Annotated in this window: 25 protein-coding genes and 2 pseudogenes; 11 read left to right on the top strand and 16 right to left on the bottom strand. The window is 48.1% G+C overall.

Annotation, left to right across the window (positions count from 1 at the left end):
* Positions 1-646: 646 nt before the first annotated feature.
* From KDW_RS35170 to KDW_RS21120, 8 genes and pseudogenes are all read left to right on the top strand, one after another.
* Positions 647-1069, top strand: a complete 423-nt coding sequence (locus KDW_RS35170) for a thioesterase II family protein (protein WP_269822496.1) — start codon at positions 647-649, stop codon at positions 1067-1069.
* Positions 1066-1458, top strand: coding sequence for a thioesterase II family protein (locus KDW_RS35165; RefSeq protein WP_269822495.1), 393 nt, complete (start codon positions 1066-1068; stop codon positions 1456-1458). Before KDW_RS35170 ends, KDW_RS35165 begins: the two co-directional genes overlap by 4 nt.
* Positions 1448-2380, top strand: coding sequence for an ABC transporter ATP-binding protein (locus KDW_RS21145; RefSeq protein ID WP_151757937.1), 933 nt, complete (start codon positions 1448-1450; stop codon positions 2378-2380). The genes KDW_RS35165 and KDW_RS21145 overlap by 11 nt, the downstream gene beginning before the upstream one ends.
* A gap of 143 nt (positions 2381-2523) precedes the next feature.
* Positions 2524-3948, top strand: a complete 1425-nt coding sequence (locus KDW_RS21140; RefSeq protein ID WP_151757936.1) for an ABC transporter permease — start codon at positions 2524-2526, stop codon at positions 3946-3948.
* 2 nt (positions 3949-3950) lie between these two features.
* Positions 3951-5344: pseudogene (locus KDW_RS35590) on the top strand (isochorismate synthase); the annotation flags it as partial.
* Between the two features lie 45 nt (positions 5345-5389).
* On the top strand, positions 5390-6847 hold the full coding sequence (gene menD, locus KDW_RS21125) for a 2-succinyl-5-enolpyruvyl-6-hydroxy-3-cyclohexene-1-carboxylic-acid synthase (RefSeq protein ID WP_371876264.1): 1458 nt from the start codon (positions 5390-5392) through the stop codon (positions 6845-6847).
* Positions 6757-7263 (top strand): thiamine pyrophosphate-dependent enzyme, encoded by a 507-nt coding sequence (locus tag KDW_RS33025; RefSeq protein WP_198925403.1) that lies wholly within the window; start codon positions 6757-6759, stop codon positions 7261-7263. The genes menD and KDW_RS33025 overlap by 91 nt, the downstream gene beginning before the upstream one ends.
* Positions 7264-7793: 530 nt before the next feature.
* The gene (locus KDW_RS21120) at positions 7794-8204 is read left to right on the top strand and encodes a cupredoxin domain-containing protein (protein ID WP_151757934.1); all 411 of its coding nucleotides are present in this window, start codon (positions 7794-7796) and stop codon (positions 8202-8204) included.
* 128 nt (positions 8205-8332) lie between these two features.
* Here KDW_RS21120 and KDW_RS33020 read toward each other — a convergent pair whose 3' ends face one another.
* The 9 genes and pseudogenes from KDW_RS33020 to KDW_RS31910 all read right to left on the bottom strand — a co-directional run bounded on the left by KDW_RS33020 (position 8333) and on the right by KDW_RS31910 (position 16497).
* On the bottom strand, positions 8333-9502 hold the full coding sequence (locus tag KDW_RS33020; protein WP_198925401.1) for an alpha-mannosidase: 1170 nt from the start codon (positions 9500-9502) through the stop codon (positions 8333-8335).
* Positions 9442-11490 carry an alpha-mannosidase gene (locus KDW_RS33015; RefSeq protein WP_198925399.1) on the bottom strand — a complete coding sequence of 683 codons (2049 nt, stop codon included), beginning with the start codon at positions 11488-11490 and terminating at the stop codon, positions 9442-9444. Before KDW_RS33015 ends, KDW_RS33020 begins: the two co-directional genes overlap by 61 nt.
* Positions 11491-11969: 479 nt before the next feature.
* On the bottom strand, positions 11970-12812 hold the full coding sequence (gene menB, locus KDW_RS21110; protein ID WP_151757933.1) for a 1,4-dihydroxy-2-naphthoyl-CoA synthase: 843 nt from the start codon (positions 12810-12812) through the stop codon (positions 11970-11972).
* Between the two features lie 45 nt (positions 12813-12857).
* Entirely contained in the window at positions 12858-13082 is a 225-nt protein-coding gene (locus KDW_RS21105; RefSeq protein WP_151757932.1) for an MbtH family protein, read from the bottom strand.
* 94 nt (positions 13083-13176) lie between these two features.
* Positions 13177-13911 (bottom strand): response regulator transcription factor, encoded by a 735-nt coding sequence (locus KDW_RS21100; protein ID WP_151757931.1) that lies wholly within the window; start codon positions 13909-13911, stop codon positions 13177-13179.
* A 220-nt stretch (positions 13912-14131) separates the two neighbouring features.
* Entirely contained in the window at positions 14132-14344 is a 213-nt protein-coding gene (locus tag KDW_RS21095) for a hypothetical protein (RefSeq protein WP_151757930.1), read from the bottom strand.
* A 723-nt stretch (positions 14345-15067) separates the two neighbouring features.
* A pseudogene (gene aroF / locus KDW_RS21090) lies at positions 15068-15789 on the bottom strand (3-deoxy-7-phosphoheptulonate synthase).
* Between the two features lie 255 nt (positions 15790-16044).
* Positions 16045-16341, bottom strand: a complete 297-nt coding sequence (locus tag KDW_RS21085; protein ID WP_151757929.1) for a phosphopantetheine-binding protein — start codon at positions 16339-16341, stop codon at positions 16045-16047.
* Positions 16342-16350: 9 nt separating this feature from the next.
* Positions 16351-16497 (bottom strand): hypothetical protein, encoded by a 147-nt coding sequence (locus KDW_RS31910; protein ID WP_162005465.1) that lies wholly within the window; start codon positions 16495-16497, stop codon positions 16351-16353.
* 297 nt (positions 16498-16794) lie between these two features.
* On the opposite strand from KDW_RS31910, the gene KDW_RS21080 reads away from it, so the two are divergent.
* Both KDW_RS21080 and KDW_RS21075 read left to right on the top strand, forming a co-directional pair.
* Positions 16795-17361, top strand: coding sequence for a DUF1003 domain-containing protein (locus tag KDW_RS21080; protein ID WP_151757928.1), 567 nt, complete (start codon positions 16795-16797; stop codon positions 17359-17361).
* A gap of 32 nt (positions 17362-17393) precedes the next feature.
* Positions 17394-17942, top strand: coding sequence for a non-canonical purine NTP pyrophosphatase (locus KDW_RS21075; protein WP_151757927.1), 549 nt, complete (start codon positions 17394-17396; stop codon positions 17940-17942).
* A 4-nt stretch (positions 17943-17946) separates the two neighbouring features.
* Here the strand turns inward: KDW_RS21075 and yqeK are convergent, their stop codons facing one another.
* The 7 genes from yqeK to KDW_RS21045 all read right to left on the bottom strand — a co-directional run bounded on the left by yqeK (position 17947) and on the right by KDW_RS21045 (position 25027).
* Positions 17947-18555: a bis(5'-nucleosyl)-tetraphosphatase (symmetrical) YqeK gene (yqeK, locus tag KDW_RS21070; protein ID WP_198925391.1), complete on the bottom strand. Its 609-nt coding sequence runs from the start codon at positions 18553-18555 to the stop codon at positions 17947-17949.
* Positions 18556-18583: 28 nt separating this feature from the next.
* Complete coding sequence (locus KDW_RS35160; protein ID WP_269822494.1) at positions 18584-18718, bottom strand: hypothetical protein; 135 nt, start codon at positions 18716-18718, stop codon at positions 18584-18586.
* Positions 18719-19707: 989 nt separating this feature from the next.
* Positions 19708-20502 (bottom strand): SDR family NAD(P)-dependent oxidoreductase, encoded by a 795-nt coding sequence (locus KDW_RS21065; protein WP_151757926.1) that lies wholly within the window; start codon positions 20500-20502, stop codon positions 19708-19710.
* A gap of 205 nt (positions 20503-20707) precedes the next feature.
* Positions 20708-21412, bottom strand: coding sequence for an ABC transporter ATP-binding protein (locus tag KDW_RS21060; protein WP_198925389.1), 705 nt, complete (start codon positions 21410-21412; stop codon positions 20708-20710).
* Positions 21413-21610: 198 nt separating this feature from the next.
* The gene (locus KDW_RS21055; protein ID WP_151757924.1) at positions 21611-22546 is read right to left on the bottom strand and encodes an FtsX-like permease family protein; all 936 of its coding nucleotides are present in this window, start codon (positions 22544-22546) and stop codon (positions 21611-21613) included.
* A 99-nt stretch (positions 22547-22645) separates the two neighbouring features.
* Positions 22646-24208, bottom strand: coding sequence for a hypothetical protein (locus tag KDW_RS21050; RefSeq protein WP_151757923.1), 1563 nt, complete (start codon positions 24206-24208; stop codon positions 22646-22648).
* A gap of 12 nt (positions 24209-24220) precedes the next feature.
* Complete coding sequence (locus KDW_RS21045; RefSeq protein WP_269822514.1) at positions 24221-25027, bottom strand: ABC transporter ATP-binding protein; 807 nt, start codon at positions 25025-25027, stop codon at positions 24221-24223.
* A gap of 635 nt (positions 25028-25662) precedes the next feature.
* On the opposite strand from KDW_RS21045, the gene KDW_RS21040 reads away from it, so the two are divergent.
* On the top strand, positions 25663-26520 hold the full coding sequence (locus KDW_RS21040) for an AlkZ-related protein (protein WP_151757921.1): 858 nt from the start codon (positions 25663-25665) through the stop codon (positions 26518-26520).
* Positions 26521-26529 lie beyond the last annotated feature (9 nt).

Raw genomic sequence — 26529 nt, 5'->3', positions numbered from 1 at the left:
AAATATGGCCACATCGTGATACTTTTCGTAGCAAAACACGTGTGCCATTTTCTTCGGCAAAACAGAGACTTGAACCCTTCATAAAAGTCCTCCTTCACAATAAGTGAACATTTTTATTATCGCATTTACCTGCTATAAAGATTGACGCTCTATACTGGCAATTTAGGATGATTCATCAAAAATTCATTGAATCAGGTTCCTCGCCCCAGAATTGAGAACTTTTATCTGTTTTCGTCAAAGTACAATCATACTGATAGATATTTCATTTTAGCGATGGGTTAGCGATCACATGAATTCGCATCATTTCGCAGCTATTTTTTGTATTCTTATCACTTTAGCTATGTGACTAACGTATGGATAGCTCGTTTTGCACTATGAAAAGTTGACGTATTTTTCTAGTACTCTGTCAGGCTCCATGGGAAAGGTTCGCCCGCGTAGCGGGCGGGAGAGGGGAGGGAAGACCAGGGCACAGCCCTGGAACCCAGTCAGGGGATTGCATCCCCTGCACCCCTGCCTTTCTCATCAACTTTGACTGAGCTCTAGCTGGAAAATACAGATTGCATGAGCTGACGATAATGCACGCGCTCTTTTCAGCGTGACTGTCGATCGAAAAAGGGCATATGAAAAAAGCCAGAGGATAAAAGATATGACCTCTACAGCACATAATCCGTGGATAATTATGACTCAACCCAACCACCAGGCCCGGCTACGGCTATTTTGCTTTTCCTATGCAGGAGGGGCCGCGTCAAACTATCGTGTCTGGCAGGGTAAATTTCCTGCCGAGATAGAGATATGTGCAGTACAACTTCCCGGCCGAGAAAATCGCTTGATGGATCCGTTGTTCACACATATGACGCCATTGATAACGAGTCTGGCCAGCGCGATTCGCCCGTATCTTGATATACCATTTGTCTTTTTCGGACATAGCATGGGTGCACTGGTTAGCTTTGAGCTCACCCGACAATTACGCAGAGAGCAAGCGGAACTCCCACTCCATCTCTTTGTATCAGCCCATCGAGCCCCCCAACTTCCTGATCCAGATCCCCCATACACGATCTTCCCAGCTTGAAGTTTAGAGAAGAGCTACATAGACTGAATGGAACACCTTCATCGGTACTGGAAAATACTGAGCTAATGCACCTCATGGAGCCGATTGTACGTGCGGATTTCAGTGTGTGCGAAACCTATTCCTATCAGGACGAGCCACCTCTGCAATGCCCGATATCTGCCTTTGGAGGCTTACAGGATCCAGATATCAGTCAGGAACAGTTGCAGGGCTGGAAACAACAGACGCGCAGGCTATTTAAACGAACCATGTTTGAGGGTGATCATTTCTACTTACATACTCAACGCGATGCACTCCTACAGCATATCGCGCAAGATCTGACCCCTATCCTCAATCATCTTAGTCGAGTACCGTATTTATATCAGAAAAGAGGAGGTCGCATTGGGTCTTAAAGTCAGCAATGTTAATAAATCTTACTCCAACATACCCATCATACGTAATCTCTCGATGGATGTTCAGCAGGGCAGCATCTTTGGTTTCCTCGGACCCAATGGTGCCGGCAAAACAACGACGATGCGCATGATTCTGGATATTACACGTCCAGATAATGGTACGATCACCTGGAATGGTCGTAGTGTCCGGGCCGTCCCACGCCGCTACTGGGGCTATCTCCCTGAGGAACGTGGACTCTATCCCAAAATGACCGTGGAAGATCAGTTGCTCTTTCTTGCTCGCATGTATGGCCTGCCCCGCAAACAGATCCAGACCGAGTTAGATGAATGGCTGGAACGCTTCCAGATTACATCGTATCGCAAAAAAGTTGTTAGCACCTTATCAAAAGGCAATCAACAAAAAATTCAATTTATTGCGACGATTTTGCATAATCCAGATATTCTGATTATGGACGAACCATTCAGCGGCCTGGATCCTGTCAATATGTTGATGCTGAAGGATGCGTTTCTCGAGATGCATCGACGCCACAAAACGATTATATTTTCAACACACCAGATGCATCAGGTTGAAGAGCTTTGTGAGAACATTGTCATCATGAATAAAGGTCAGATTGTGATCCAGGGCAATGTGAAAGATATCAAGCGTCAGAGTGGACGGCAACTGGTGCGTCTCACCGTTGCGGATGATACGCAGACCGATTGGCTGGATGCGATGCCTGGTATCAGTGACGTGCATCGGCGGCAAGATTATATCGAGTTACGCATACAAACACATGTCAATCCAGATGATATTCTCCAGGCGGCGCTCAACAAGGGAGGACATGTTACGCGTTTTGAACTGGTTGAACCCTCGTTGAATGATATCTTTGTAGCACAGGTCTCCGATATTGCCATGCCAGATACTCCTGTCCCTGTTAGCTAATACGTCCTGGCATCCAGATGACCAGACACAAATACAAAAGACAGCTTCTACGCTCATCCACTGGGATGAAATATGCTCGTTGGTGAGCGAAAAAACGTCCATTACCTAGCAGGTGCAGATGGCTAAAGGAGTGTAAAGAGTATATGTCACCCACGAACATTACAGAAATTGCTGAACCAACCATGCCGGACAGTGAAAATACTGAATCGATGGAAGCAACCACACAATATAGTAACTGGCCATTGATTATCGAACGCGAATATATCACACGTGTTCAGCAGCGCAGTTTTAAGATCATCACATTGATTTTGACACTTATTGTCGTGATTGGAGCTACCTTTCCAACCATACTCAGTGCCCTCAATTCCAGGTCACAAACCCAGATAGCTATTATCAATACGGCAGGCACCATCTCAAACTTAGATGATCAAGCGTTGCTCAAGTATGTTGATACTCATTTGAATGCTTCTTATAACACAACTGCCAGTACATCGGACAGAAAAACGCCTCCGTTCGCGGTCAAACTACTCACGGCAGGCGATAGTGCAGCCAGCCAGCAACAGGTACGTGATAAAAAAATTGCTATTGTACTGACGATAGCGCGTACAGCAACGAAAGATCTCACCTTTGACTTCTATACCAATGAATCACTGGCACAAAATAATAATCTAGCTCAAGTACAGGCCCTTACAACACAACTCAATATACAGGATAAGCTAGCTGGCCTCGGTCTCTCCCAAACCCAGACCGGTTCGGTGCTTACTCCCCCGCAATTTACAGCGAAAAGTTCAATTAATGAGCAAAGCGGACGTACCAATGAGGAAAATGCGGCTGCCGCCATCATCGCGTTACTGGCGATTGTGCTGCTGCTCATGTTTATTCAACAATACAGTACGATGATCGCGACAGGAGTGGCGGAGGAAAAGGGTTCCCGCATTATGGAAATCCTGGTGAATGCCACCACGCCATTCCAGCTTCTACTGGGAAAAATCGTCGGTGTAGGCCTGGTTGGTATCACTCAGCTTGGTATCGTCACCCTCATTGGAGGTGCGGCAGTCCTGGCCCAGAATCCGCTCAAAAATGCCTTACTGGGTAGTCATAATAGCAGCTTCAATCTGGACATTACGTCAGTGTCACTGGGAATGCTGGGGCTGCTCGTGCTCTACTTTGTGCTTGGATTCTTACTCTATGCTGCACTTTATGCCGCCGCTGGCGCTCTGGTGAGCCGCCAGGAAGAGGTAGCGAATTCAACAGGTCCCTTAACGTTTCTGGTGATGGCAGGCTACCTGATCAGTTTCTATGCATCACTAAATCCAAGCGCGGATTGGGTCATTCCTGTTTCATACATCCCATTCTTTACGCCTATGATGATGCTGGCCCGCGAAGGAGTGACACCGCTCCCCTGGTGGGAAATCACGATTAGCACCGTTGTGATGATTGTTGCTATTTTCGTCTGTACCTGGGGGGCCGCGCGAATCTATCGCATAGGTATTTTGATGTATGGACAAAAGCCTGGTTTTAGTGCCTTCTTTCAATATATGCGTTCACGACCCAAAGGAGCCGCATAAACATGGTCACGATCAACACACAGGCAAGCGATCTCTCCATTCTCTCTATCGAAAAATCTTTGTTGGAGGCTGTCTCTGAAGCTTCGAAAAAGGCGTCACAACTTGGCCGAGGCATTCTGGTAAGTTTCTCTCAACGCGTCAAACCATTTGATGCTATTCATATCTTGCGTACTCTTCAGCACTATAGGACTGAAGAATATTTCTTCTGGGAACAACCAGCCAAACATACAGCGATCGTTGGCAGTGGTATAACAGAGAGTATTCAAACGCAGGGCGAGGAACGCTTCACTTCCGCACATGTCATCTGGCGGCGGTTGCAAGAACATGCAATCATGGTGACGCCTCCTGATGAGCCCAACGATGAGCTCTCCTCCCCTCTCCTCTTTGGCGGGTTTTCCTTTGATACCCATACGCCACATACGTCCCTCTGGGAGGGTTTCCCGGATGGCTTGCTCATCTTGCCACAACTTCTTCTCCGGCAAGATGTCCATCATGCGATTTGCAGCATCAATGCCATTATTAAACCTGAAGATGATGTGAAACGCTGTGCGAAAACGATGACCAGGCGTTTGCAGCAGCTCTATGTGTTGTTGGAACAGGAACCTGTCGAGAATAGACACATTGAGGACACGACATCTACGCAACTGACCTTTCAGAATGTACGCCCAGCAGATGATTGGAAGGCGCTGATCGCCCGTACAACGCGACAGATACAGCATGGCGTCTATGAAAAGGTGGTTCTTGCACGAGCAGTCAATGCGACAGTAAAAAATGGCACGATCGATGTCAGCAATGTTCTCACACAGTTAAAGCAGAATTATGCAAACGCTTCTATCTTTGCCCTGCAAAGAGGCGAACGTTGCTTTGTCGGTGCCACACCAGAGCAACTGGTCAGTATTCAGGGTGGTAGGTTTCAGACCATGGCGCTGGCAGGTTCAGCGCCACGGGGGCCAATGAAGAGGAAGATTTCAACATCGGGCATGAACTGCTGGAGAGTAGAAAAAATCAGGGTGAACACCATATCGTCGTTGCCAGCCTCAAACAGGTCCTCAATAAGCTCTGCCGGAATATTTGGATTTCTGAGGAGCCACATCTCCTTAAACTCAAGAATGTCCAACATCTAATCACACCTATCACTGGCGAACTCCTCCCTGATCATCATGTACTGGATATTGTTGCCAGTCTCCATCCCACGCCCGCTGTCGGCGGTCTACCGCACCAACCAGCACTGCAGGTTATCCGAGATCAAGAACAATTAGATCGTGGCTGGTACGCAGGCCCGATCGGCTGGATCGATGCTCAGGGCAATGGGGAATTTGTGGTGGCGCTACGTTCCGCACTTGTGCAGAAGCGTGAAGCGACCCTTTTTGCGGGTTGTGGCATTGTCGCTGACTCTGATCCACAGGCTGAATATAAAGAGTCCTGCTTAAAATTGGAAGTTATGCAACGCAGTCTAAGCAAAAATAACACATTGATGGAAATACATGATGTATCACCGGTAGTGAAAAATCCAGTTAATGCCACCTATGCGTATGTGCAAGCCTTTGTCGATGAACTGCAACGTGCGAATGTCCATAATGTGGTGATTTGTCCCGGTTCACGCTCGACACCACTGGCAATTGCATTTGCATCTGTCACCACTATCCATAGTTGGATGCATGTAGATGAGCGTTCAGCCGCCTTCTTCGCGCTAGGCATAGCCAAAAAACTGCAGCAGCCTGTCGCGCTCATCTGTACGTCAGGTACAGCGGCCGCCAATTTTCTTCCCGCCATTGTCGAGGCCAGGCTCTCGCACATTCCACTGCTGGTTATCACCGCGGATCGGCCACCCGAGTTACGTGATTGCGGTGCCCCACAGGCCATTGACCAGAACCGCCTCTATGGGAGCTTTGTCAAATGGTTCAGCGAACTTGCGCTTCCAGAAGCAACTGACGCTATGCTCCGGTATGTACGTACGATCGCACAGAGGGCTGTAGGGATGGCGCAGGCGGTTCCTGCTGGTCCTGTTCATCTCAATATGCCATTCCGTGAACCATTGGTACCACAACCCTCTACAGAGCACGCCTTTCCCGCTCCTGAAGCGCGCAACGCACAGGCATGGCAGGGACGAGCCAATAATCAACCATATGTCGCCATCAGTGATCCATTGCCCGGCCTCCCATCTCCTGCCAGAATACTACAATTACTGCAGATGATGTGTCAGGCCAGACGTGGTCTGATTATTGTTGGTCCACAGAACCAGTCTACGCTGATTGGTCCGCTACTTGCGCTGGCCCAAAGGCTCAATTTTCCTATTCTGGCAGATCCTTTATCTCAATTGCGCGGTAGCAAAAATGAGTGGATTCTTTCCAGCTATGATGCATTCCTGCGCTTCCCACAGGTAGTCCATGCCACCGAACCAGATTTCATTCTACGTATTGGGGCGATGCCTGTATCCAAGCCAGTGTTACTGTATCTGCAACACTATGCTGCCTGTCCACAGATAGTTATTGATGGGCAAATGGGCTGGGAAGAGCCAACGCAACTGGTCTCCGAACTTATCCACACCGACCCAACAGCTTTCTGCCAACAACTACAATCCTGTCTGGAAAGCCTGAACGTCAATCAGACATCCTCAGAGACAGCCTGGCCCACGCTCTGGCAACGGCTGGATCAATGCACGCAAAAGACGCTAGAGACCGCGATAGCGGATTTCACAGAACCCTTCGAGGGACGTGTCTTCACGGAGTTATCCTCCCTGCTCCCTGAGGCTACCACGCTCTTTGTCGGCAATAGTATGCCCATTCGAGATATGGATACTTTTTTCTGGTGCCGGGATCGGGACATACATATTCTTGCCAATCGGGGGCCAATGGCATTGATGGCCTGGTCTCCAGTGCTCTGGGCGCAAGTGCAGTAGCAGCAGGAAAACCAACGGTTCTGGTGATTGGTGACCTGTCATTGTATCATGATCTCAATGGTTTGCTGGCCGCCTCATTACATCATTTAAACCTGACCATCGTGCTCATCAATAATGATGGTGGCGGCATTTTCTCATTCCTACCACAGGCTCAGTATCCGGAACACTTTGAACAACTCTTTGGGGTGCCGATTGGACTGGACTTTCAGCATGCAAGTCAACTGTATGGTGGGCAGTTTCATAGCGTAGATAGCTGGGAACTGTTTCGAGCTGATGTACTCCAGAGCATCCATAACGGTGGACTGCACATTGTACAGGTACGAACAGAACGCTCAAGCAATGTACACATGCATCGACGCCTCTGGAATTTGTTAGATCAGGAAATACACAAGCAGATTTTTGTTCCTGCTTACTAATCTCTTATATAAGATAGTGCTTGTTTTCCATGAAATACGTTTTATGCATGATTTGTTTTCTTAACTCTGGCGCTTCAAAGGTTTTAAAGGTATTGTGAGTCATCCCGGATTTTTGAAAAATCCGAAAAATGGGTCCCGCGCTCCCAATGCGGGAGGTGCAGGAGGGCGGCCAGCCCTCCTGCCGGGGTGCGGGGTGTCCCCGCCAAACCTCTTTTTCTCTTTTTACGCGCCGCCGCAGGCGGCGCGAGAGGAAGAAAGAATGGCGGGGACACCCCGCACCCCGGCAGGGAGGACCCTGCACCCCCCAGTTTTGGGAACTTTTTCAAAAGTTCGGGATAACTCATAGAGTGTGGCTGGTTGGACGCTCGGGAAACAAACACTATCCAAAATGCAAAAGATCATCAAGCATCAGAGAGAGAAAAAAATGAAATAACCACAATGATATATCACAAATTTTGACAAACTTAACAGATATATCATACTATATACTTAAGCAAGAAGTGTAAAAAATGAAAAGGGGTAAAACACTGATGAATCTACATACACCACCAGAGAATACAAAGATCCTCTTCCCGGGACTGACGCTCATAGTTGGCATCCTTTTAAGCATTGTACTGGTTGCCTGCAGTTCGAGCTCTATCACTTATCAGGGAAAAACCTATACCATCACAATTAAACCAGCATCTGCTGGCACCTATACCTTTGATCAAACCAATTTTGTGAATCAGCATAATCTGACTATCGTTATGAATGATACGGTTACAATCAGTAATTCCACCGATCAAACGTTTACTTTTGTGACCACGCCTGCCGGGGGCCCACCCGATGGTGGAAAGGTCGGTGCGAAAGGTCAGACCTCCTTCCAGTTCACAAGAACTGGCACATGGACAATCAAAAGCAAAGAACATCCGGAATTAGAGATGACGATCGTCGTGCAATAATTGCAGATTGATCCTTCTTTGAGCAAAGAAAGATTTTGAGTAGAGGGTGAAACGCTACGACGGCACTCCTCCTATAAACTGGGAGGAGCGCCGTCGTAGCGTTTCGCGTGAACAAGGTCAGACGAGATTTATGCCTGCACCAATCGCAGGGTAACAATCTCGTAGGGCTTGATCGAGAAGGTGAGCTCATTACCCTGGCACTGTACCTGTTCGCCATTTTCTTCAAGCAGATTAGTATGCCAGACTTCGGCCAGATTGAAGCCCGTGGTCAGCGTCACCCGCCCGCGACGGCGCTGGCTCTCGTACAGACGCACGATAATCCCATTGCCATCTTCAGCACGCTTGATCGTTTCAATGATCACATTCGGCTTGTCCACACGCACAAAAGCCGGCAACTGCTGTTCTGCAGCTGTGTCTGCTTTCTGCTCTGGAGTATAGACAATCAAAGGATCATTGAGCGCATAGGCAGCGCGAATGGTCTCCTCACCCCAATTACCAGCGTGCGGTAAAAGACTATAAGTAAAACGCTGTGCCCCCTGGTCCGCCTCAGGATCCGGCATGGTTGGACTGCGCAAGAGGCTGATACGGATCACATTCTCCTTGATGTCATGGCCATATTTACAGTCGTTGAGTACACTGACGCCATAGTCACCTTCGCTCAAATCCACGAATTTTTGCGCGCACGTTTCAAATCTGGCCCAATCCCACGAGGTGTTGCGGTGGGTTGGACGTTGCACATTCCCCCACTGGATTTCATAGGTCGCCACGGGACTCAAGATATCAACCGGGAAGGCGACTTTGAGCAGAATGTGGCGTTCGCGCCAGTCGATATCAGTCGTAATATCTAACTGCGGACTATTATAGTTTAATGAGATCAGCTGGGTATACTTGCTATGCAAGATCTGACGCTGGACTTCAATAGTTGCACGCAAGGGACCACTTTCAACCACGCGGATGGAAGTGGCAGGATCAGCCAGCCACTGTTTGTCATCATAGAAGATATCGACATCCCAGGCATCCCAGTTCATCGGACGATCCTCGAAGGCCTGGAACTGGTTGGCGATGGCTCCCTCTGGCAGGACTTCACGCTCGCGTACTTTGTCATAGATACGCACGATATCGCCGGCACTATTGAGCTCGATGCGGGTAGAGGTGTTCTCCAGGAGCTCCGGGGTAACGATCAGCTCGGTGCTCGGCTGCTTCTGCTCACCCTCGACGATCTGCAAGCCAGTAATGCTCAATTGATGCAGTGCCCCGGCATCGATCCAGGTGCCGCTGTTTGTGCTCTGTACATACACGGGCTCCCGGTATGACTGTTCTGCAGGTGCCGTCCAGCAGGCAGTGACTCAGGCCAGAAAGCCAGGTCGTTACGCTCAAAGGAGATCGGATTGGCGATCAGGACATCACCCGCAACCTGTCTGGCAATCGCCTGCAACGCCCCCTCACGAACACTGTTTCCCAGTTTAGCAATCTCAGCATATTGCTGCTCCGATTCTACATAGACATCATGGATACTGCTGCCAGGAATGATATCGTGGAACTGGTTCAGACAAATGAGCTGCCACGCCTGCGTGATCTCTTTGTCGGGATAGCGATAGTCATTATTCAGCAGGCTTGCCTGGGCGGCCAGGAACTCAGCATCGTGGAGCAAGAACTCGCTCTTGCGGTTCCAACGCTTGTTGCGACTCTGTGTGGTATAGGTACCACGGTGGTATTCCAGATAGAGTTCACCATTCCAGGTTGGAAGTTGGGAACCAGATGTCTCCTCAAGCTGACGGAAGAAGGAACCCACGTCGCCCTGACGCGTGCGCGGGAAGGCCGGAAATTCCTTCATCTCGCGCAGGTTTTCCAGCATCTCGCGGGTCGGACCACCACCACCATCGCCAAAGCCAAAGGCGGTCAGGACCGGTGGCACCACATTGTCATGGCCCAGATCTTTCTGCCGGAAATTGGTCCAGGTGCCAAGAATATCATCCGGGGTGGCCATGGCATTATAGGTACTGGCATAGGCGCTGCCCTTCTCGGGCGTGGGACTGAAGTGGGTCAGCACACGTGTTCCATCAATTCCCTGCCACCAGAAGCTATCGAACGGCAGGCGATTATACTGGCTCCAACCGATCTTAATAGTGAAGAAATACTCCAGGCCAGCCTGCTTGATCAATTGCGGTAAAGCCCAGGCATAGCCAAAGACATCCGGCAGCCAGAGAACAGGCGTCTCAATATCCTTGCCAAAGTGCTCGGCAAAAAAGGAACGTCCCAACAGGAACTGACGCGCCAGCGACTCGGGTCCACTCAGATTACAATCGGCCTCAACCCACATGCCGCCAGTGAGTTCCCAACGCCCCTCGGCCACACGCTGTTTGATCGCCTCAAAGAGATCAGGATGATCCTGGCGCATAAACTCATAGAGTTGCGGCTGGCTCTGGGTAAAGTGATAATCAGGGAACTGCTCCATCAGGCGGTCGACGGTATGGAAGGTACGCGAGGCTTTGCGCCGTGTCTGGCCCAGCGTCCAGAGCCAGGCCACATCAATATGTGCATGGCCGGTCGCTACAACTTCAACATCCAATGGAGCGCCAGCCTGAGCGATACCTTCCTTCAAGACGGAATGAGCCTCGGCCACACTGGCATAGAAGTCCTCGCCAAACGGCTCACGAGTATCCAGCAAAATAAAGGCACGATCAAGAGCATAGAGTAATTTACCACGCGCGGGAACCGCTTCGGCGAGTGACTCGGCCGCACCAAGAGCCACCCGGGCAGTAGCGATAAAATCACGGGTCGGTTGATCGATCTGCACCACCTCACAGGGCTTCATCAACAACTGCGCGCCATGTTCGCCATGGGCGGCAGTCCAGCCATGCAAAGCCAGCGTATGCACCTGAGCATCCTGCCAGTCCGCGCGCAAAGCAAACTCATGGTGATGACGGTCACAGGCCGCATAGGAAACACCATCAATATAGGCTAAAGCCTCAGGATGGCTAAAATCGCCCGTCGTACCGATAGGCAACGAAAGCGCGAAAGGAAGTCCTTTTTCCCACTCATCAGGAATCTGGAAGCTACTCCGTAGAACAAAATTCTGGCGCCACTCGCCCCAGTAGTCATAGGGCTCGATCACGGTCCAGGCGCTATCATCCACATCAACCCCGACTGGTGGCTGCTCCCGTGGACCGATCAGAGGCAAAAAGCGGAAAGATGGAATAGTCTGACGGCGACGATAGACAAGCGGCTCAATTAAATTCAAGCGCTGTGCGATTTTTTGAATAGTCCAACGAATCTGATGTGACACAAAACACTCCTTTGTGGAACTAGCCAGATATGATCCTCATTGTAACATAGCAAGATACTGTTGCTATCCAATTTCATGACATTCTTCAACGTTAACCATCAATGCCGTTCTTATATAGTGTTTGTATAGTGTTTGATTCTCGTATACTCCATCATTTCTCTACATGATTTTTCGCACCTGCGGTGCGGACAAAGGTTTTATTATGTGGTATCAAAAAATGCGCAAAGCACATTTTTTGATACCACATAATAAAAGAAGTAGGGTGCTTTAGCGCCCGAGTGCGGCAAGCAACACACCTCCGATGAGCGTGGGGGCAAACAGGCTGGTGGCAAGCCACTCATCAACTGTGAACGTGGCAGGATAGAAGAAGCATGGGCGCTTTAGTGCCCAAGTGTGGCTGAAGCTTCTAATCTTGAGATGTGAGCTTCAGCCACACTTTACATATGAAATACGGGGAATCTGGTTGGTATGACTTTCCCTTAGGGAAGGCGCGGGAATTTGGAGAAGTCTGGTTTCCGTTTCTCTAAGAAGGCATTTTTTCCTTCTTTGCCTTCTTCAGTCATGTAATAAAGCATCGTAGCATCGCCTGCCAGCGCTTGAATGCCTGCCAGACCATCAGTATCTGCATTGAAGGCGGCTTTCAGGAAGCGGAGAGCGATCGGACTCTTTTCAAGTATTTCCTGACACCACCGAACGGTTTCTTCCTCTAAGAGCTCCAGAGGTACCACCGTATTGACCAGTCCCATATCCAGTGCCTCCTGCGCGTCGTATTGACGGCAGAGATACCAGATTTCACGAGCTTTTTTGTGGCCCACCACGCGTGCCAGGTAGGTCGCTCCCCAGCCAGCGTCAAAGCTTCCCACACGCGGCCCGGTTTGCCCGAAGCGTGCATTCTCTGCCGCAATCGTCAGATCACAAATCAAATGCAACACATGACCACCACCAATAGCATAGCCCGCAACCATGGCAATTACTGGCTTGGGAATATATTTGATCAATTTCTGCAATTCAAGGACATTGAGCCGGGGAACGCCGTCGCTACCAACATAACCACCTTCACCACGAATACGCTGATCACCACCAGAACAAAAGGCTTTATCGCCCATGCCTGTGAGAATCACGACTCCTACCTCGGCATCATCCCGACAGATGGTGAAGGCTTTTATCAGTTCATCGACCGTTTGTGGTCGGAAGGCATTACGCACCTCGGGCCGATTAATGGTGACCTTTGCGATCCCGTCAGCTTTTTCAAAAATAATATCCTGATAGTCACCGACATTTTGCCATTGCAAGACTGCCTTGCGCTCTTCTTGAGTCGTCATTTTTCCTCTTCCTTTTATAGCTATTCTTTCTTTCGCTACCTTATCTTACTTTTGGGCAGCGGACTCTTCCATCTTCTTGCGTAAACTCAGAGGACGCATATCCGTCCAGACTTCCTTCACAAAGGCCAGACATTCGGGCTTAGGACCACTTTTACCTGCGTCTCTCCAACCCAGTGGATTCTCCAGATACATTGGAAAAATAGAATATTGTTCTTCATGGTTCACCACGACTTTGTACATGGTTGTGTCTTCTCTATCGTCTGTATTCATCACTGTCCCCTTTCACTGTAACGAGTAAATGTAACTAAGGATAGTTACTGACATAACTTCCAACATTAAAATTACGACAAAAATAGGGAAAATATCATTTATGACACATTTGAGGAGTCGGTGCCTCGGTGCCGATGAAATCCAGTATCGAAAAGAGACCAGATTGATAGGCTGCAAATAAGGCGTCACGCTCACAATGTACTCCCAACTGCTCATAAATATGCTGCCGATGTTTTCCAACGGTCGTCGGCGAGATGCTGAGCTTTTCAGCAATACAGTGTTGCGTATAACCACGGCACATGAGCGTTAATACTTCTCGCTCCCTTTTCGTCAGCGAACCACCGACCTGGCTATCAAGACGCTGGCACTGGCCCTGCAAAAAAAGAGCCTGCTCAAAGGTATATAACAGCCAGCTACATACTTGCGCCAATAATTGGGCCGCCACAAAGGGCATCGCAGGGATAGTAGACCGTTCGTCATCTGGCGCAATGTACAATATGCCGTAATTTACTTCACAAAATTGCACTGAAAAACTGATGAGCGCTCGATCAACAAACGGCTCTATCTCTTGCGTAGCCTCGAGGTTATCTCGATGCTTCAATACGAGTTGCGCTTTTTGCTGCGTGATATCGGCTACTTCACGACATAAACTCTCTACGACATCACCCTGTTGCTTGCATAAATTTTGACCAATCCAGAACAGGTGCAGCAAGGATCGCACAAAACTCCATTGAACTGTCTCCTGCGAAAAATAAATAGGATCGGAATTAAATCGCGAGGAAAAAGGCGACTGATGCATATCAGGTTGACTGTTTCTCTTGACGGCCATACAAATCCTCCTAAAAGGCGCAATGTACGATGAAGTACGTAAGATGTACTATGCAACGACGCCATACAACTTGGATCTTCATCTTCCATGATATTCTACAGAGTTTTCCTGATGGTCCTGTACGAATAATCTCCATTGATACAACGCTTCGTGTAATGAGCAGTCACATAGCTAAATGGATAATCATGTCTCAAGGAAGCTTCTAGCGATCAGATCTCATTCACTTTCTCAATGGATATGCCTTGTAAACCGGAATTTCAGCTTTGATAACAAGCTGTTGAGAAGTCACATGAATTTGCAGGTGCTGCCCTGCAAGAGCTTTTGTGACAAAATAAAGTTGTCCATGATAGCAAATATGACCACATCGTGATACTTTTCGCAGTAGCACACGGGTACCATTCTCTTCAGCAAGCAATAAACCTGAATCTTTCATAAAAGCCCTCCCCTGGCAAAATTTGTACACGGGCTGGCTGGAGTTCGTTAATCATAACAACCAGACAACGTTTGTACAGTAACCGTTTCTGGTGTCTATCCACACATAAACCAGTACAGCAGTACAGTTCACCGAATGACCGTTCAACCACTCTTACGCAGTATGGATAGAAAAAAATAATTGGATCTCTGTCGGTAATGTTCTCCCATCTTCCAGATGAAATATCTACAAATAGGAACAATAGCCCATATATGTGCAAAATAATCAATATAGATTGCACATATCATTCACTACCCGGTCAGGTTCGCTCTGATCCTGTCATCTGACCGACATGAGCTTGATGAGTATCGAAAAATAGTGCTATTTGTTCCTGAGCGCATTAAATACAAAAATATGCGTTTTTTAACAAAATGTTAAAAATTTTTAGCTATAAACCATGTGTGCATCTCTTAATACAATAAGCTCATACACGTAGATTAAATAACTATTTTTATTATAATCACAAAAGATATATCATGTCAAACTTTATTATTGAATCATACACATTATAGCTATAGGATACATCATCCACAACAATTACAGCAAATATATTAGTCACTTACATATAGATAGTGATTACTATCTATATCTTTATTCATGACTCATACGTTTATAGAATGCTGAAGCATAATCCCCATGAGGAAAGATCATGTTTCTCTATGCATGCATGCTGAAACAAACATGCTATACATATCTGCCTAAACAAAGAGCGATCGCAGTGATGTGTTGCATCAATTCTGTGAATACGGCAGGCGTAATTGATTGGTCACCATCAGACAAGGCATGCTGCGGATCATCGTGTACTTCCACCAGCAATCCATCACTACCGGCTGCAATCGCGCTCCGAGCGATAGCTGGTACGTACTTTGCGTTACCGATCGCATGGCTGGGATCAGCAATCACGGGTAAATGGGTAAGATCTTTTAAAATGGGAATGGCATTCAGATCAAATGTATTGCGCGCAGCCGTCTCAAATGTTCTGATTCCACGTTCACACAAAATCACATTCTGATTTCCTCCATCAAGAATATATTCTGCGGCCATCAACAATTCATCGATTTTATTCCCCATACCTCTTTTCAAAAGAATTGGTTTTTGCAAGCTACTAACCGCTGTCAGTAAAGAGAAATTTTGCATATTACGTGCACCGATTTGCAGTATATCTGCATAGGCCGCCATAATTGGTAACTGGTCAATGCTCATTATTTCGGTCACAATGGGCAAACCAGTCATTTCACGGGCTGCCGCCAGCAACTTCAAACCATCCTCACCCAAACCACGGAAACTATATGGCGAGCTACGCGGCTTAAAAACACCCCACGCAAGACAGTAGCGCGGGCCTTTTTCACTTCTTCGGCGATATTGAGAATTTGTTGTGATGACTCAACTGAGCATGGGCCGGCCATCACTACGACTTTGTTACCGCCTATCTGAACATTTCCAATCTCAACAACGGTATTCTCTGCTCGATATGTCCTACTCGCTAACATATATGGATGGTTCGTTTTTATGATAATATTTGCCATGTTGTTACCCCCTATTTATTCAGACGCCAAATCAACGAAAAAACAATCAATTAATCACCAATATTTGAGTTACGCGTTTGAATTCTCTTCATTGAGAATCACCTTTACATTCGCAACTAAGGTTTGTACCCGCGGTCATGCGACCAATACCCAGATTGTCACCCGGCAACACAGGGGTATACCACAGAAGACATAGCCTCCAGCCTGATGCACACAGAATAGTGGACGTTTAGTACCATTGGGCCGTATTCTCGTCCGAGAGGAGTAACGAGCTGGCATGGATTGCTGGCGAAGCATGTTGGTCAGTTGTTCAATGATGGGTTTCTGGAAGAGGAGTGTCAATGCCAGATCCTGTATGCGGTTCATCAGTCGGACAGCCAGGAGTGAGTGACCTCCCAGTTCAAAGAAGTTATCCATAATACCCACATCCATGACTTCTTCTCAGATTCTGATCAGCTGGCTCTCCAGTGGATCGCACGGCAGGATCAGTCGGTGTTTGAGCATATCACGCGATTTTTCGGGTTGCGGCAAAGATCGATAATCGATTTTTCCGTTCACAGGCAATGGAATACTTGTCCAGCTACACATACATTGCTGGCACCTGATAAGACAGATCCAATATACCCCAATCACCCACCCGGTACAATGAAAGCAAAGAGTATTTCTTTGGAGGATATGTACTGTTTTTTCAGTATGACCATTGGCTCCCAATCATGGGAGCCTGGATACCATTGGAGGATTTAAGCGCAGTAGGCACGAACGTTCAGGAGAAGAAAGACCATGGAAAGCATGAGAATCCGACACACGCTAGCCAAAAGGTGGGAATGAGCGTATAGTGTAATCGTTTTCAACAATCCCATCAGTGAATGCACGTGGAGAAATACAATGTCAGAAGAAAAAACTGCACTCGCACCACAGCATCCGTCAAATGCTCTGTTTAAACATGAGCCACATCCGCATCGGATACAAAATGCCAATGTGATCTTCGAAGCTGAAAAAGCCGCCGCCAACTTTAACCAGCGGGTCGCCGTGAGAATGACAAAATTATTCTCAGCCATGCCTACCTTCTGGCTCATTGCCGCCTGGATTATTCTCTGGATATTGGCCAATGCGACCATCGCCCATTTCGATCCCCTCCCCTGGCCTTTACTGCTCTGCCTCGCCTCAGTACCACAACTCCCATTGATGATCGTCATTATGGTTGGACAGGGATTGTTAGGCAGGAAACAAGAGATACAGGCAGAAGAGCAATATAAAACAACAATGAACACCTATCACGATATTGAGCAGATCATGGCGCATATGTCCGCCCAGGATGAGGAAATCCTGCGTCAGACGCGCCTGATTGTTGAACTCTGCCGGGCTTCTGGCATGTCATCCGAGCACTTATCTACGCTCGTTCCCCAAAAAGAGACCGTTACAACGAACGCGATACCGTCTAACAAAGCCTGAAACAGCAAAGAAATTCACCACAAAGGACACCTATGCTTGAATCTTTAACATTTGTTACCAGTAATCCTGGAAAAGCGGAGCAGCTCGGTCATTTCTTAGATTTTCCAGTGCGCTATAAAAACCTTGATCTCATCGAGATCCAATCGCTGGATTTAGAGGCCATCATAGAGTATAAAGCCAGAGAAGCATATACGCATGTTCAATCACCAGTACTCGTAGAGGATGCCTCACTGCAATTCCTGGCCCTGGGAAAATTACCTGGTCCTTTCATTAAATGGTTTTTCACAGAGTTAGGTACCGATGGTCTGTGTGAACTCCTCGACGAAGCCATGGACCGATCGGCTCTGGCTACGGTCCAATTTGGTCTGTATGATGGTCAATTCTTCCGAATCTTTACTGGAACAAGAGAAGGCTCTATTGCGCTCAGTCCACGAGGAAAGAATGGCTTTGGCTGGGATTCCGTTTTTATTCCCACCGGATATGACCAGACGTGGGCTGAGATGGACGCGGATGAAGCACGAGCAACATCGATGCGGATCATCGCACTGAAAAAACTTGAAGCATATCTAAAGACTGGTTAATTGCTCAGTAGCCTCTTTCAAGTGCGGCAGCGCGCAGCCAGGGATGAATTACCAGTAAAGCCTCACGGCGATCCCAGAGATATCTGACAAAAAAACTGGTGGCAGCGTCCAGCGACTGCGCCAATGCTGCCCGCAATTCCCGGTCATAGGGAGGAATACCAGGCTGATCCCAGGCCAGTTTGTCAGCCACGAAGAGAACTTTATCGAGTAGAGTAGCTTGCGCACGCAGCGTCGTGTGACAGCCAATGGCGTCCAGGATCAAGAGGTCAGTGACACCAAAGATCTCCTGAGCCATGAGACGAGAAAGTTTCTGGTGAACAATCATCGGACAGCGTTCTTCTTCGGCCAGTACCTCCAGTCCAAGCGCATGAGCAATCTGTGCTCGTTCGGACGCGGGAAAGATCGCGCTCACATCATGGAGCCAGCCCGCTATCTCAGCCTGGACAAGACTCACGCCAGTGGATGCAGCAACCTGCCGACATTCAGCCGCTACTTGCTGACAATGATGAGCAGTCATGGCATGATTGTGACGCTGTAAAAAGGCCGGCATATCCTGCGCTATCTCACCGGTCAACAAGAAATTGCCCAGAAGTTCATAGGATAGAACTGACATGCCTGCCCGCTTTCTTGCAAGGTTATAATCAAAGGGCCTGGTGACGCTGGCCATCACGCATATCCTCGGCCAGATAGACATTGCCAAAGCCACCACCACCTAGCCAGCGCAACAGACGATAGTCACCTATAACCTGTCCGACATGCTCCAGATGATCCTTCATCTAGCTTCCCTTTTACAATAAATTTTATAAGAAACATCACTTGTAATAGTATTAAAATTATTATAATGCAATGTAGAGAATAGCATAAATCTATTGTCATGGTCAATGTCAGTAATAGAAAACTCCCAACTCGCCACCGCAGACGGCCAGTAGATGATGAGCAAATGATGCGTAGATGGTGTAGAAATAGCGCACTGGATAGTTCATACTCAAGGCATATACATTTATGTTTCCTTATGAGTGTCACTGCTGCTCCATGTTACCTGTGATAATCCGTTAAATGGACGTACCTGAAGGTCTAGCAGAAACACCTGGACGGATGCCCAAACAGGTAACTAAAAAGGAAGAAATTATGCACGCTAAAGTTGGGCAGGTATCTTTTTTCAGCTTTTTACTGATCCTTACGTCTCTACTGGTAACCGCCTGTGATTATCAGCCAACGCCTGTAGCAAGGCTACATGTTACTCAGATACCAATACAACAAAACTGTCCGGCACAGGGACTTCCGTCAAGGTAGCACCGGTTAGTGGAGGGGTATTACATACTATCTACACTGCGCCATTCAACAGTCAGGTACTTGCCCGCGCACCCCAGGACCAGTCGCTCCTGTTCACCGTCAACAATGTTCAGACTCAGGTTGCACAACTCTATCGCATCAATACAAATGGCACAGCGCTAAAACTGCTCGCGAGCGCAAAAAATGTAAAATATTCCTTTGATAGTTACGGAGGCACTGGATACAATAGTTACTTACCATGGAAAAATGTGTCTCACGACGGTCAGCAGTATGCGATTATTGAGAGTACAAACAACGCAAATTCACTCGTTATTGGCAATATGGCTGGAGGATCACCCACAACCACTGCAATCTCAGACAGCATGCTAACACAAATTGTTGGCTGGACCGCAATATAGCAGGCATAGAAAAGAGAGATTCTTGGTATCTATTGATACAAGAATCTCTCTTTTCTATTGCTTATATGCTACGGCTAAAGGTGAATACCGCCGGAAACTTCGATCCTCTGTCCATTGATCCAACGGGTCTCATCAGAAAGTAAAGATGCGACGACTCCACCAATATCATCGGCCTCGCCAACGCGACCCAGGGCCGTCTGTGAGACTGTTTGCTGGTTGATGGCTTTGTTATCACGCACCACACCACCACCAAAGTCCGTGGCGATGGCACCGGGAGCGACCGCATTGACGGAAATGCGGCGCGAACCCAGTTCGACGGCCATATAGCGAGTCAGTACTTCGACGGCACCTTTCATCGCACCATAGGCCATATAGCCTGGCAGCGAGAAACGGGCAAGTCCTGATGACACGTTGATGATACGTCCGCCATCAGCCATCAAGGGAAGCAGTGTCTGCGTCAGGAAGAAGACCCCTTTGAGATGAACGTTGACCAGTTGATCAAATTGCTCTTCGGTCGTCTCGGTAAATGGTGCGTAAATACCAAAGCCTGCATTATTGACCAGGAAGTCAAAGTTATCCCTGTTCCACGTTTGTTTGAGTGTCTGCTTGACCGTTTCTGCAAAAGCGGCGAAAGACTTCGTATCAGATGCATCGAGTTGCAAAGCGACGGCTTTACGGCCTTGCTTCTCGATCAACGCCACCACCTCTGCGGCCTCTGCTTTTTTGCTATTGTAGGTCAGAATCACATCCTGTCCGTTAGCGGCGATACTCAGCGCCATGGACCTCCCAAGCCCTCGGCTGCCACCAGTAATACAAGCCACTCCTTTGAACCACTTCCTGAAGCGTAAAGTAAGCAGATTTTTTTGCATCAATCTCATTTGCCATAGCAGCATTATGCAATACCTGGAGTGCTCCAGGTCAAGAGTTTATCCAGGCTTTTTGAAAATTGGTCAGAAAGAAGAACTTATGACAATGCTAAGAAAGGCCCCCCAACCTTGCGGCGGGCGGCCTGATCAAGTAAAGTTCCAAATCAATTATTTTTGATACACTGCCAAACAGCAAAAAATCCCTGAATTATTGTTTGCCCAGGTGAATCTGTTGATCAGAGCCTGACGCCAGCTGGGGATTATGGGTAACCATAATCAAGGTTTGTTTGCCTGTTTGTTGTAATTCGCGTAGGATATCAAGCACCGCTTCTCCGGTGGTTGGGTCCAGGTTGCCAGTTGGTTCATCAGCAAGGATTACCCGAGGTTGATTGATCAACGCCCGCGCAATTGCTACGCGCTGCTGCTCCCCGCCAGAAAGCCGTCCAGGTGTATGCCCGGTGCGATGTCCTAATCCAACCCTCTCTAGTAAGTTATTGGCCCGCTCGCGAAGATTAAAATCAATTTCGCGGCGATAGGGTAGCAAAGGAGACATTACATTCTCTAGCGCAGTCAGGTTCGGGAGCAGGTAAAACATCTGAAAGACAAATCCTATCTGCCGCCTTCTGAAATCGGCTGCTGCCACGGCTTTCAATTGATGAACAGGTGTGGTATCCAACCAGATCTCTCCGCCATCGGGCGTGTCTAGCGCTCCTAATAACGCCAACAAAGTCGTTTTACCAGATCCTGATGGTCCAAGGATCGTAATGAATTCGCCTTGCTGTACCTGGAGATTGATATCATCCAGTATATCAATCTTTCCATGGGGGAGCGCATACGCTTTTCTCAGGTTCGTCACTTGAAGGAAAGCCCTCTGCTGCGCTGCTTCGCTCACACTATTTTGCTGCTTATGCACCAATAAATTCCCTTTCATGTGCTCATTTTTGAATCTCCTTCCGCACACGAGCAGACATGTGCTCTTGCTACTCGTGTTACGGTAGGAGCAGGATCATTCTGCTTTTAGTAGTTCGCTTAAGTGCATGCGGCTGGTGGCTCGCATCGCGGGGATGGTGGCCAGGCCAACCACAACCATCAGGATAAGCACAGCTCCAGCTCATAGCCAGGAAAGAGGCAGCACGTGTTGCGTCTCGTGTTGCTGCATCAGTATCCAGCGAGCAAACAGCACACCTGGAATGGTTCCCATACACGCCAGCAGGAGTCCTTCTCGGATAAACCGGCGTTGTACGAGCCAGGGCCGCCACCCGATGGCTTGTAGCAACCCGATTTCTTGCCATCGTTCCCTCATTTGGAGCAAGAAAAGGTCGGTCACATTTAAAAAGGTAAAAAGGATGGCAAAAATCACCCCTGCCAGCAGAGGGACAGCTGTTTGAGCAAGCAAATACGTACCTAATAAGGTACCTTGCAAACTCTGCTGGAAGACCAGAATAGCATCAATCATAAGAATAAGTAAACATGCCGAAAGAAAAAGGCTCCCCAGGGCGATGCTGGTGCGACCCCATGAGCGCAATACAGTGCGCAGCGTGAACAGTGTGTCCTCCGATATGAACAAGAGATGACGTGCAAGCCAGACGCGACGCGACGAGGGTAGAGAGCGAGAGAGAGTCATGCCCCCTTTTAGCAAATTCGCTGGCTGGAGACGCCAGATCATCCACAACGGCGCGAGGGTACAAAGCAGGGCGAGCAGAAGTATGCCAGGCAACGTCAAAAAAACAATTGGCCAATCCGGAAAGGCTCCAATCATGCGCACAATAAGCAATGCAGAGCCAATACCTACAAATCCTCCCACCAGGGCATAGACGAATACTTGTTGGATGAACATGAGTGAAGGATGCCAGGGACGCCACCCAACTGCGCTCAAAATGGCAAAATCGCGTTTTTGAGAGGAGGCCAGAGAGCTGAGCGTCACTAGCAGGTATCCGAGTGAGACCACCAGGACGGACCAGAGAAGTAGGGTTTGTGTTTGCCGTGATTGATGCAGATAGCGCAGTGAAGCCCCGGTGGTGATCCAACGTTCCTCAACCCAACCCACAGGAGCAATATCCTGAGTAGCACCAAATTGACCTTGCTTGATGCCTGGAATCGAGACTAGCGTCGGCTTTGGTGAGGAACCCAGCGTGACCAGAATCGGTCAGTGCGTGCGTTGTTGGATCTGCGTTGCCACCTGTTGCACACGTTGCCAGCTGGCGTCCGATGCATTCTCAACTCCAGCCACACGAATCCGTATCGCGCTGATGGTATTGCCCGGACGCAGCTGTCGGGCAGCATCCAGCGTGGTTAAGGCGAGTGGAGGTTGGATAAGGCTGCCCAGGCTATTGGTGGTGGGAATAAGTTTGGTTGGAGCAACCGGGCGACCATGTGCATCATAGCGCACAGTCGTCGGAGCAACGGTATAGGTGTTTTCCGGCAACCAGTTGAGGGGGTTACTGAACTGCGGCGTCACCGCGCTATCGCTAAAAGCCCCTACAACATTGTATGAATACAGAATATCTGTCATCTGGGTATGTGTGGTCTTGAGTGGTTGCAGTTTGCGAAAGGTGGCTTCTGGTCCCAACGTGCCAGTCGGAACCAGCGAATAGGCTGCTTGACCATTGGGACCTGTTGTAGGTTGATAAGAGAGATTGCCGGGTGCGAGTGGTTGAGAAAAATTGACCATGAGTTGACCCATCTGATAGGGGTTCTTTGGGTCAGCAAGTGCTGTTTGCCAGTGCTGACCATCCCATCGCATGCTAGCGCCAGCCAGATTCTGTGGGTTATTGTAGATGGCGGGAACCAGGCCTACATACTCCGTTTTCTGGTGGGGCTGCTGTTGTAGATAGTGAGCCCCACCATGCTTAAGCACCTGCTGGAAGGAAAGATCATCCGAGGCAAGATAGGTAAAATGAGCCTGGATCTGAATCTGACCTGGAAGTTGCTCATGCACGAGCAACGGGATCGCCTGGGTTGGTAAATAGGTTCCGTCACGACTATAATTTTTCCATTGTTTGAGCCGTTGGTCATCCTGTAATGTATCCTGTGCAGTAAACATACGACCCTGGGTAATGCTTTTGCCCAGGTGCATCAAACGATCTTCAGCATCCGGATCTATCGCCGCCAGCAAATAATGTCCTGTTTGTGGTGGATAGAAATAAACAACATCACCCGCATGAAGACACGCCATGCCAATCACACCACTCTGGCGTAATTGATCCACCACTTTTTGCTCTGCTTCACACAGTTCTGGTCCCAGAAAGATGACCTGATGCTGCTGAGCCTCGACAATAGTGTGTTGTCCATTGGATGCAGTCGTTGTCCAATCCAGTTGATAGTACCCGGGTCGAGGATCTTGCTGACCAAAATAGATATTGGGTTGGGGCAGAGACATATAACCAACATAGGCAACAGGAGCCGCAACATCAATACCACTGATCCGTTTGATAGTTTCATACTGGGCAAACGAGATCCCCCCGGCAAAACGCTCCATGTAGTCCGGAGGAATTGGCTGATTGGTAGGAAGCTTGGTTCCGGGCGGAAGCACCACCAGGTCGTAGGCGGGTCGCCAGTTCTGATCAATACTCTGGTTTGCTTGCACAGCCGCTGTTTGCGTCGTTGCGCTCAAGAGAACGAGCGCACACGAAGCCAGCAGAAAGCCACTGATAGCAAACAGACTTTTTAGCGGCTGACGCCAGGAACGATATAAGGCAAAACGCCACATTGCTTAATCCTTTCAGCATGTTTCAAGAGAACCATGTTCATTCTTGAGATAATTAGCGGCCTGCATCCTATACAGTGTTGCATAAGTACCACCCTGGGCCAGCAGTTCTTGATGGCTTCCACAAGCTATAATCTGGCCCTCTTCGAGTACAGCAATTTTATCTGCCATAGAGACAGTGCTAAAACGATGGGTAATCAGGAGGCTTGTACGTCCTTGAATGAATGTATGGAACTGGTGGTACAAATCGTATTCAGCCTGGGCATCGAGAGCTGCAGTAGGTTCATCCAGTATCAGCATATCAACCTTACGCATAAACATACGAGCCAGGGCAATCTTTTGCCATTCGCCCCCGGATAAGTCAACCCCAACAGCATCATCGGCTAACCATCGTCCGAGAAAGGTTTGGTAGCTATGAGGTAACTTTGTGATATGTTCATGGATACCTGCTTGAATAGCAGCTTGTTGAATACTATCAGGATGTTCAATATGAGCAACGTTCCCAAGCCCAATATTTTGGTAGACAGTAAGATCGTAGTGAGCGAAGTCCTGAAAAATAGTTCCCATATGTTGCCGAAGCTCACGTGGATCAAACTCGCTTATATCAATGCCATCCCATAAAATCTGCCCTTCTGTTGGATTGTATAAGCGCGTCAACAATTTCACAAGCGTTGTCTTGCCAGCGCCATTGAGTCCTACCAGGGCCAAACATTTTCCAGCTGGAATAAATAAGTTGATATGCCGTAAGACCCATGGGTGTTGGTCGCTATAACGGAATGAAAGATCGAATCTGCCGGACTTTACTAATGGCAGAGAACGCAAATACAAGACCAACTACAACTCTGCAAAAAGCTAGCAAATATGGTGCAACTGTCCCTAAAAACATGTTTACCACCGTTACCTGATTCTCATGAATACGATTCTTCACACCTATTCTTTTTATGATATAGGCATGCTGTATTATTTCAAATACATCCTGCAACAGATTCAAATTATTGGATTTACAATATAGAGAATAACGTAAATTTAATGATTTATTCAAGGCTAATAATGGATAATAATGTATATAAATCCATAAAGAATAATAACTAGATACGATAAAAGTACGATACTTACGACTGTATCGAGAATTGAATGCTGCTGAATATCATCTTTACAGCAGTAAATACTACAATTCAGCATATATGTTCTACTTATTTGAGCTCATATATATAGCAAATAGTCACGATTAACCCCAGAGCAACTGGACCAACATTTTCTTATTATCCATACAGATAAAGATTTATAAGGAAATAATCTCATTGGCTGAATGTTTATCACGCTTGAAGAAAAAAACGTCATGAATTGAACAGGAATAGTGACATAGTGTTGTCACTATTCCTGCTTTATACTGGGGGTAATAAACTGGATCGTTCAGTTCATCTATAACATTTCTATCTAAAAAGGGGGATTACACTATGTTTGATGCATTATTAGTACAGCAGCGGCTACAGCGTTGGGGACAGACTCCAGAGACGCATCTGGATGGTGTGAATGAAGCGCCTGCCTTTATCGAGCGTGTGGGGATCGCGACCCTTTATCCTGCTTCCCCGGAGTTCCCGAATCTTTATTCAGCCTATGTGGGAGATCCGGATGCGAAAACGGATTCTGGCTGGAAGACGCCCAGCGGAGAAGTGTATACCTGGCGGTGGACGCTAGGCCGACAATCCACTGCATTCTATACTACCCTCATTCGCAAACGCCCTACGTGGATCCGCTGGTCACTACTGCCAGCAGTCCTGCGGCTCTGTGGTACGCAGCAATCAGCGGAAGAGCTTTATCAGTCTGGACATCTTTCTACCGATGCCCACCGTATCTATCAAACTTTGGAAGCCTCATCTGGAGCGCTGGCAACCCCGGAATTACGCGAGCAGGCAGGATTTCCACGCGGCTCTGGTGCCCGTTCAGCTTATTTGAAAGGGGTTGAAGAACTGGAAACCCATCTGCTGTTAGCCAAAGTCTTTCTCGCGGATGGCGATACGATGCATCATACATTGATAAGCACCCGGTATCCTGACCTGGTGGCCATAGCCGAAACACTATCATTTGAGGCCGCCCTCGATCAATTCTTGCAGGCCTATCTTCCCCAGGCTGTCTATGCCAATCCTACGCGACTGGCCAAAGATCTGAAAATTCCCGTTGCCGCGTTAACAGCCGCGTTTGAGCGCTTGCTGGATACACACCAGGTGAACAAGATCCCACTAAGCGGAAATACCAGTGGCTATGACTGGAGTGATTCTGCCAGCACAACTACGCAACATATAGCATCCAGGTAGGATGGACAT

The organism is Dictyobacter vulcani, from assembly GCF_008974265.1.
GTDB lineage: Bacteria > Chloroflexota > Ktedonobacteria > Ktedonobacterales > Ktedonobacteraceae > Dictyobacter > Dictyobacter vulcani.
Note: the sequence above shows the minus strand (reverse complement) of the source record. Positions and strands in the feature narration are given on the sequence as shown.

Bases quoted from the DNA above. Each gene is read 5' to 3' on its own strand.
- KDW_RS21100 (WP_151757931.1), bottom strand. From the start codon at position 13,911: ATGGCCGTCAAGAGAAACAGTCAACCTGATATGCATCAGTCGCCTTTT.
- KDW_RS21075 (WP_151757927.1), top strand. From the start codon at position 17,394: ATGCTTGAATCTTTAACATTTGTTACCAGTAATCCTGGAAAAGCGGAG.
- KDW_RS21040 (WP_151757921.1), top strand. From the start codon at position 25,663: ATGTTTGATGCATTATTAGTACAGCAGCGGCTACAGCGTTGGGGACAG.
- menB (WP_151757933.1), bottom strand. From the start codon at position 12,812: ATGACGACTCAAGAAGAGCGCAAGGCAGTCTTGCAATGGCAAAATGTC.
- KDW_RS31910 (WP_162005465.1), bottom strand. From the start codon at position 16,497: ATGTGTAGCTGGACAAGTATTCCATTGCCTGTGAACGGAAAAATCGAT.
- KDW_RS21065 (WP_151757926.1), bottom strand. From the start codon at position 20,502: ATGCAAAAAAATCTGCTTACTTTACGCTTCAGGAAGTGGTTCAAAGGA.
- KDW_RS35160 (WP_269822494.1), bottom strand. From the start codon at position 18,718: ATGAAGGATCATCTGGAGCATGTCGGACAGGTTATAGGTGACTATCGT.
- KDW_RS21080 (WP_151757928.1), top strand. From the start codon at position 16,795: ATGTCAGAAGAAAAAACTGCACTCGCACCACAGCATCCGTCAAATGCT.
- yqeK (WP_198925391.1), bottom strand. From the start codon at position 18,555: ATGTCAGTTCTATCCTATGAACTTCTGGGCAATTTCTTGTTGACCGGT.
- KDW_RS35170 (WP_269822496.1), top strand. From the start codon at position 647: ATGACCTCTACAGCACATAATCCGTGGATAATTATGACTCAACCCAAC.
- KDW_RS21120 (WP_151757934.1), top strand. From the start codon at position 7,794: ATGAATCTACATACACCACCAGAGAATACAAAGATCCTCTTCCCGGGA.
- menD (WP_371876264.1), top strand. From the start codon at position 5,390: ATGCAACGCAGTCTAAGCAAAAATAACACATTGATGGAAATACATGAT.
- KDW_RS21105 (WP_151757932.1), bottom strand. From the start codon at position 13,082: ATGAATACAGACGATAGAGAAGACACAACCATGTACAAAGTCGTGGTG.
- KDW_RS21140 (WP_151757936.1), top strand. From the start codon at position 2,524: ATGTCACCCACGAACATTACAGAAATTGCTGAACCAACCATGCCGGAC.
- KDW_RS21095 (WP_151757930.1), bottom strand. From the start codon at position 14,344: ATGAAAGATTCAGGTTTATTGCTTGCTGAAGAGAATGGTACCCGTGTG.
- KDW_RS21085 (WP_151757929.1), bottom strand. From the start codon at position 16,341: ATGGATGTGGGTATTATGGATAACTTCTTTGAACTGGGAGGTCACTCA.
- KDW_RS21050 (WP_151757923.1), bottom strand. From the start codon at position 24,208: ATGTGGCGTTTTGCCTTATATCGTTCCTGGCGTCAGCCGCTAAAAAGT.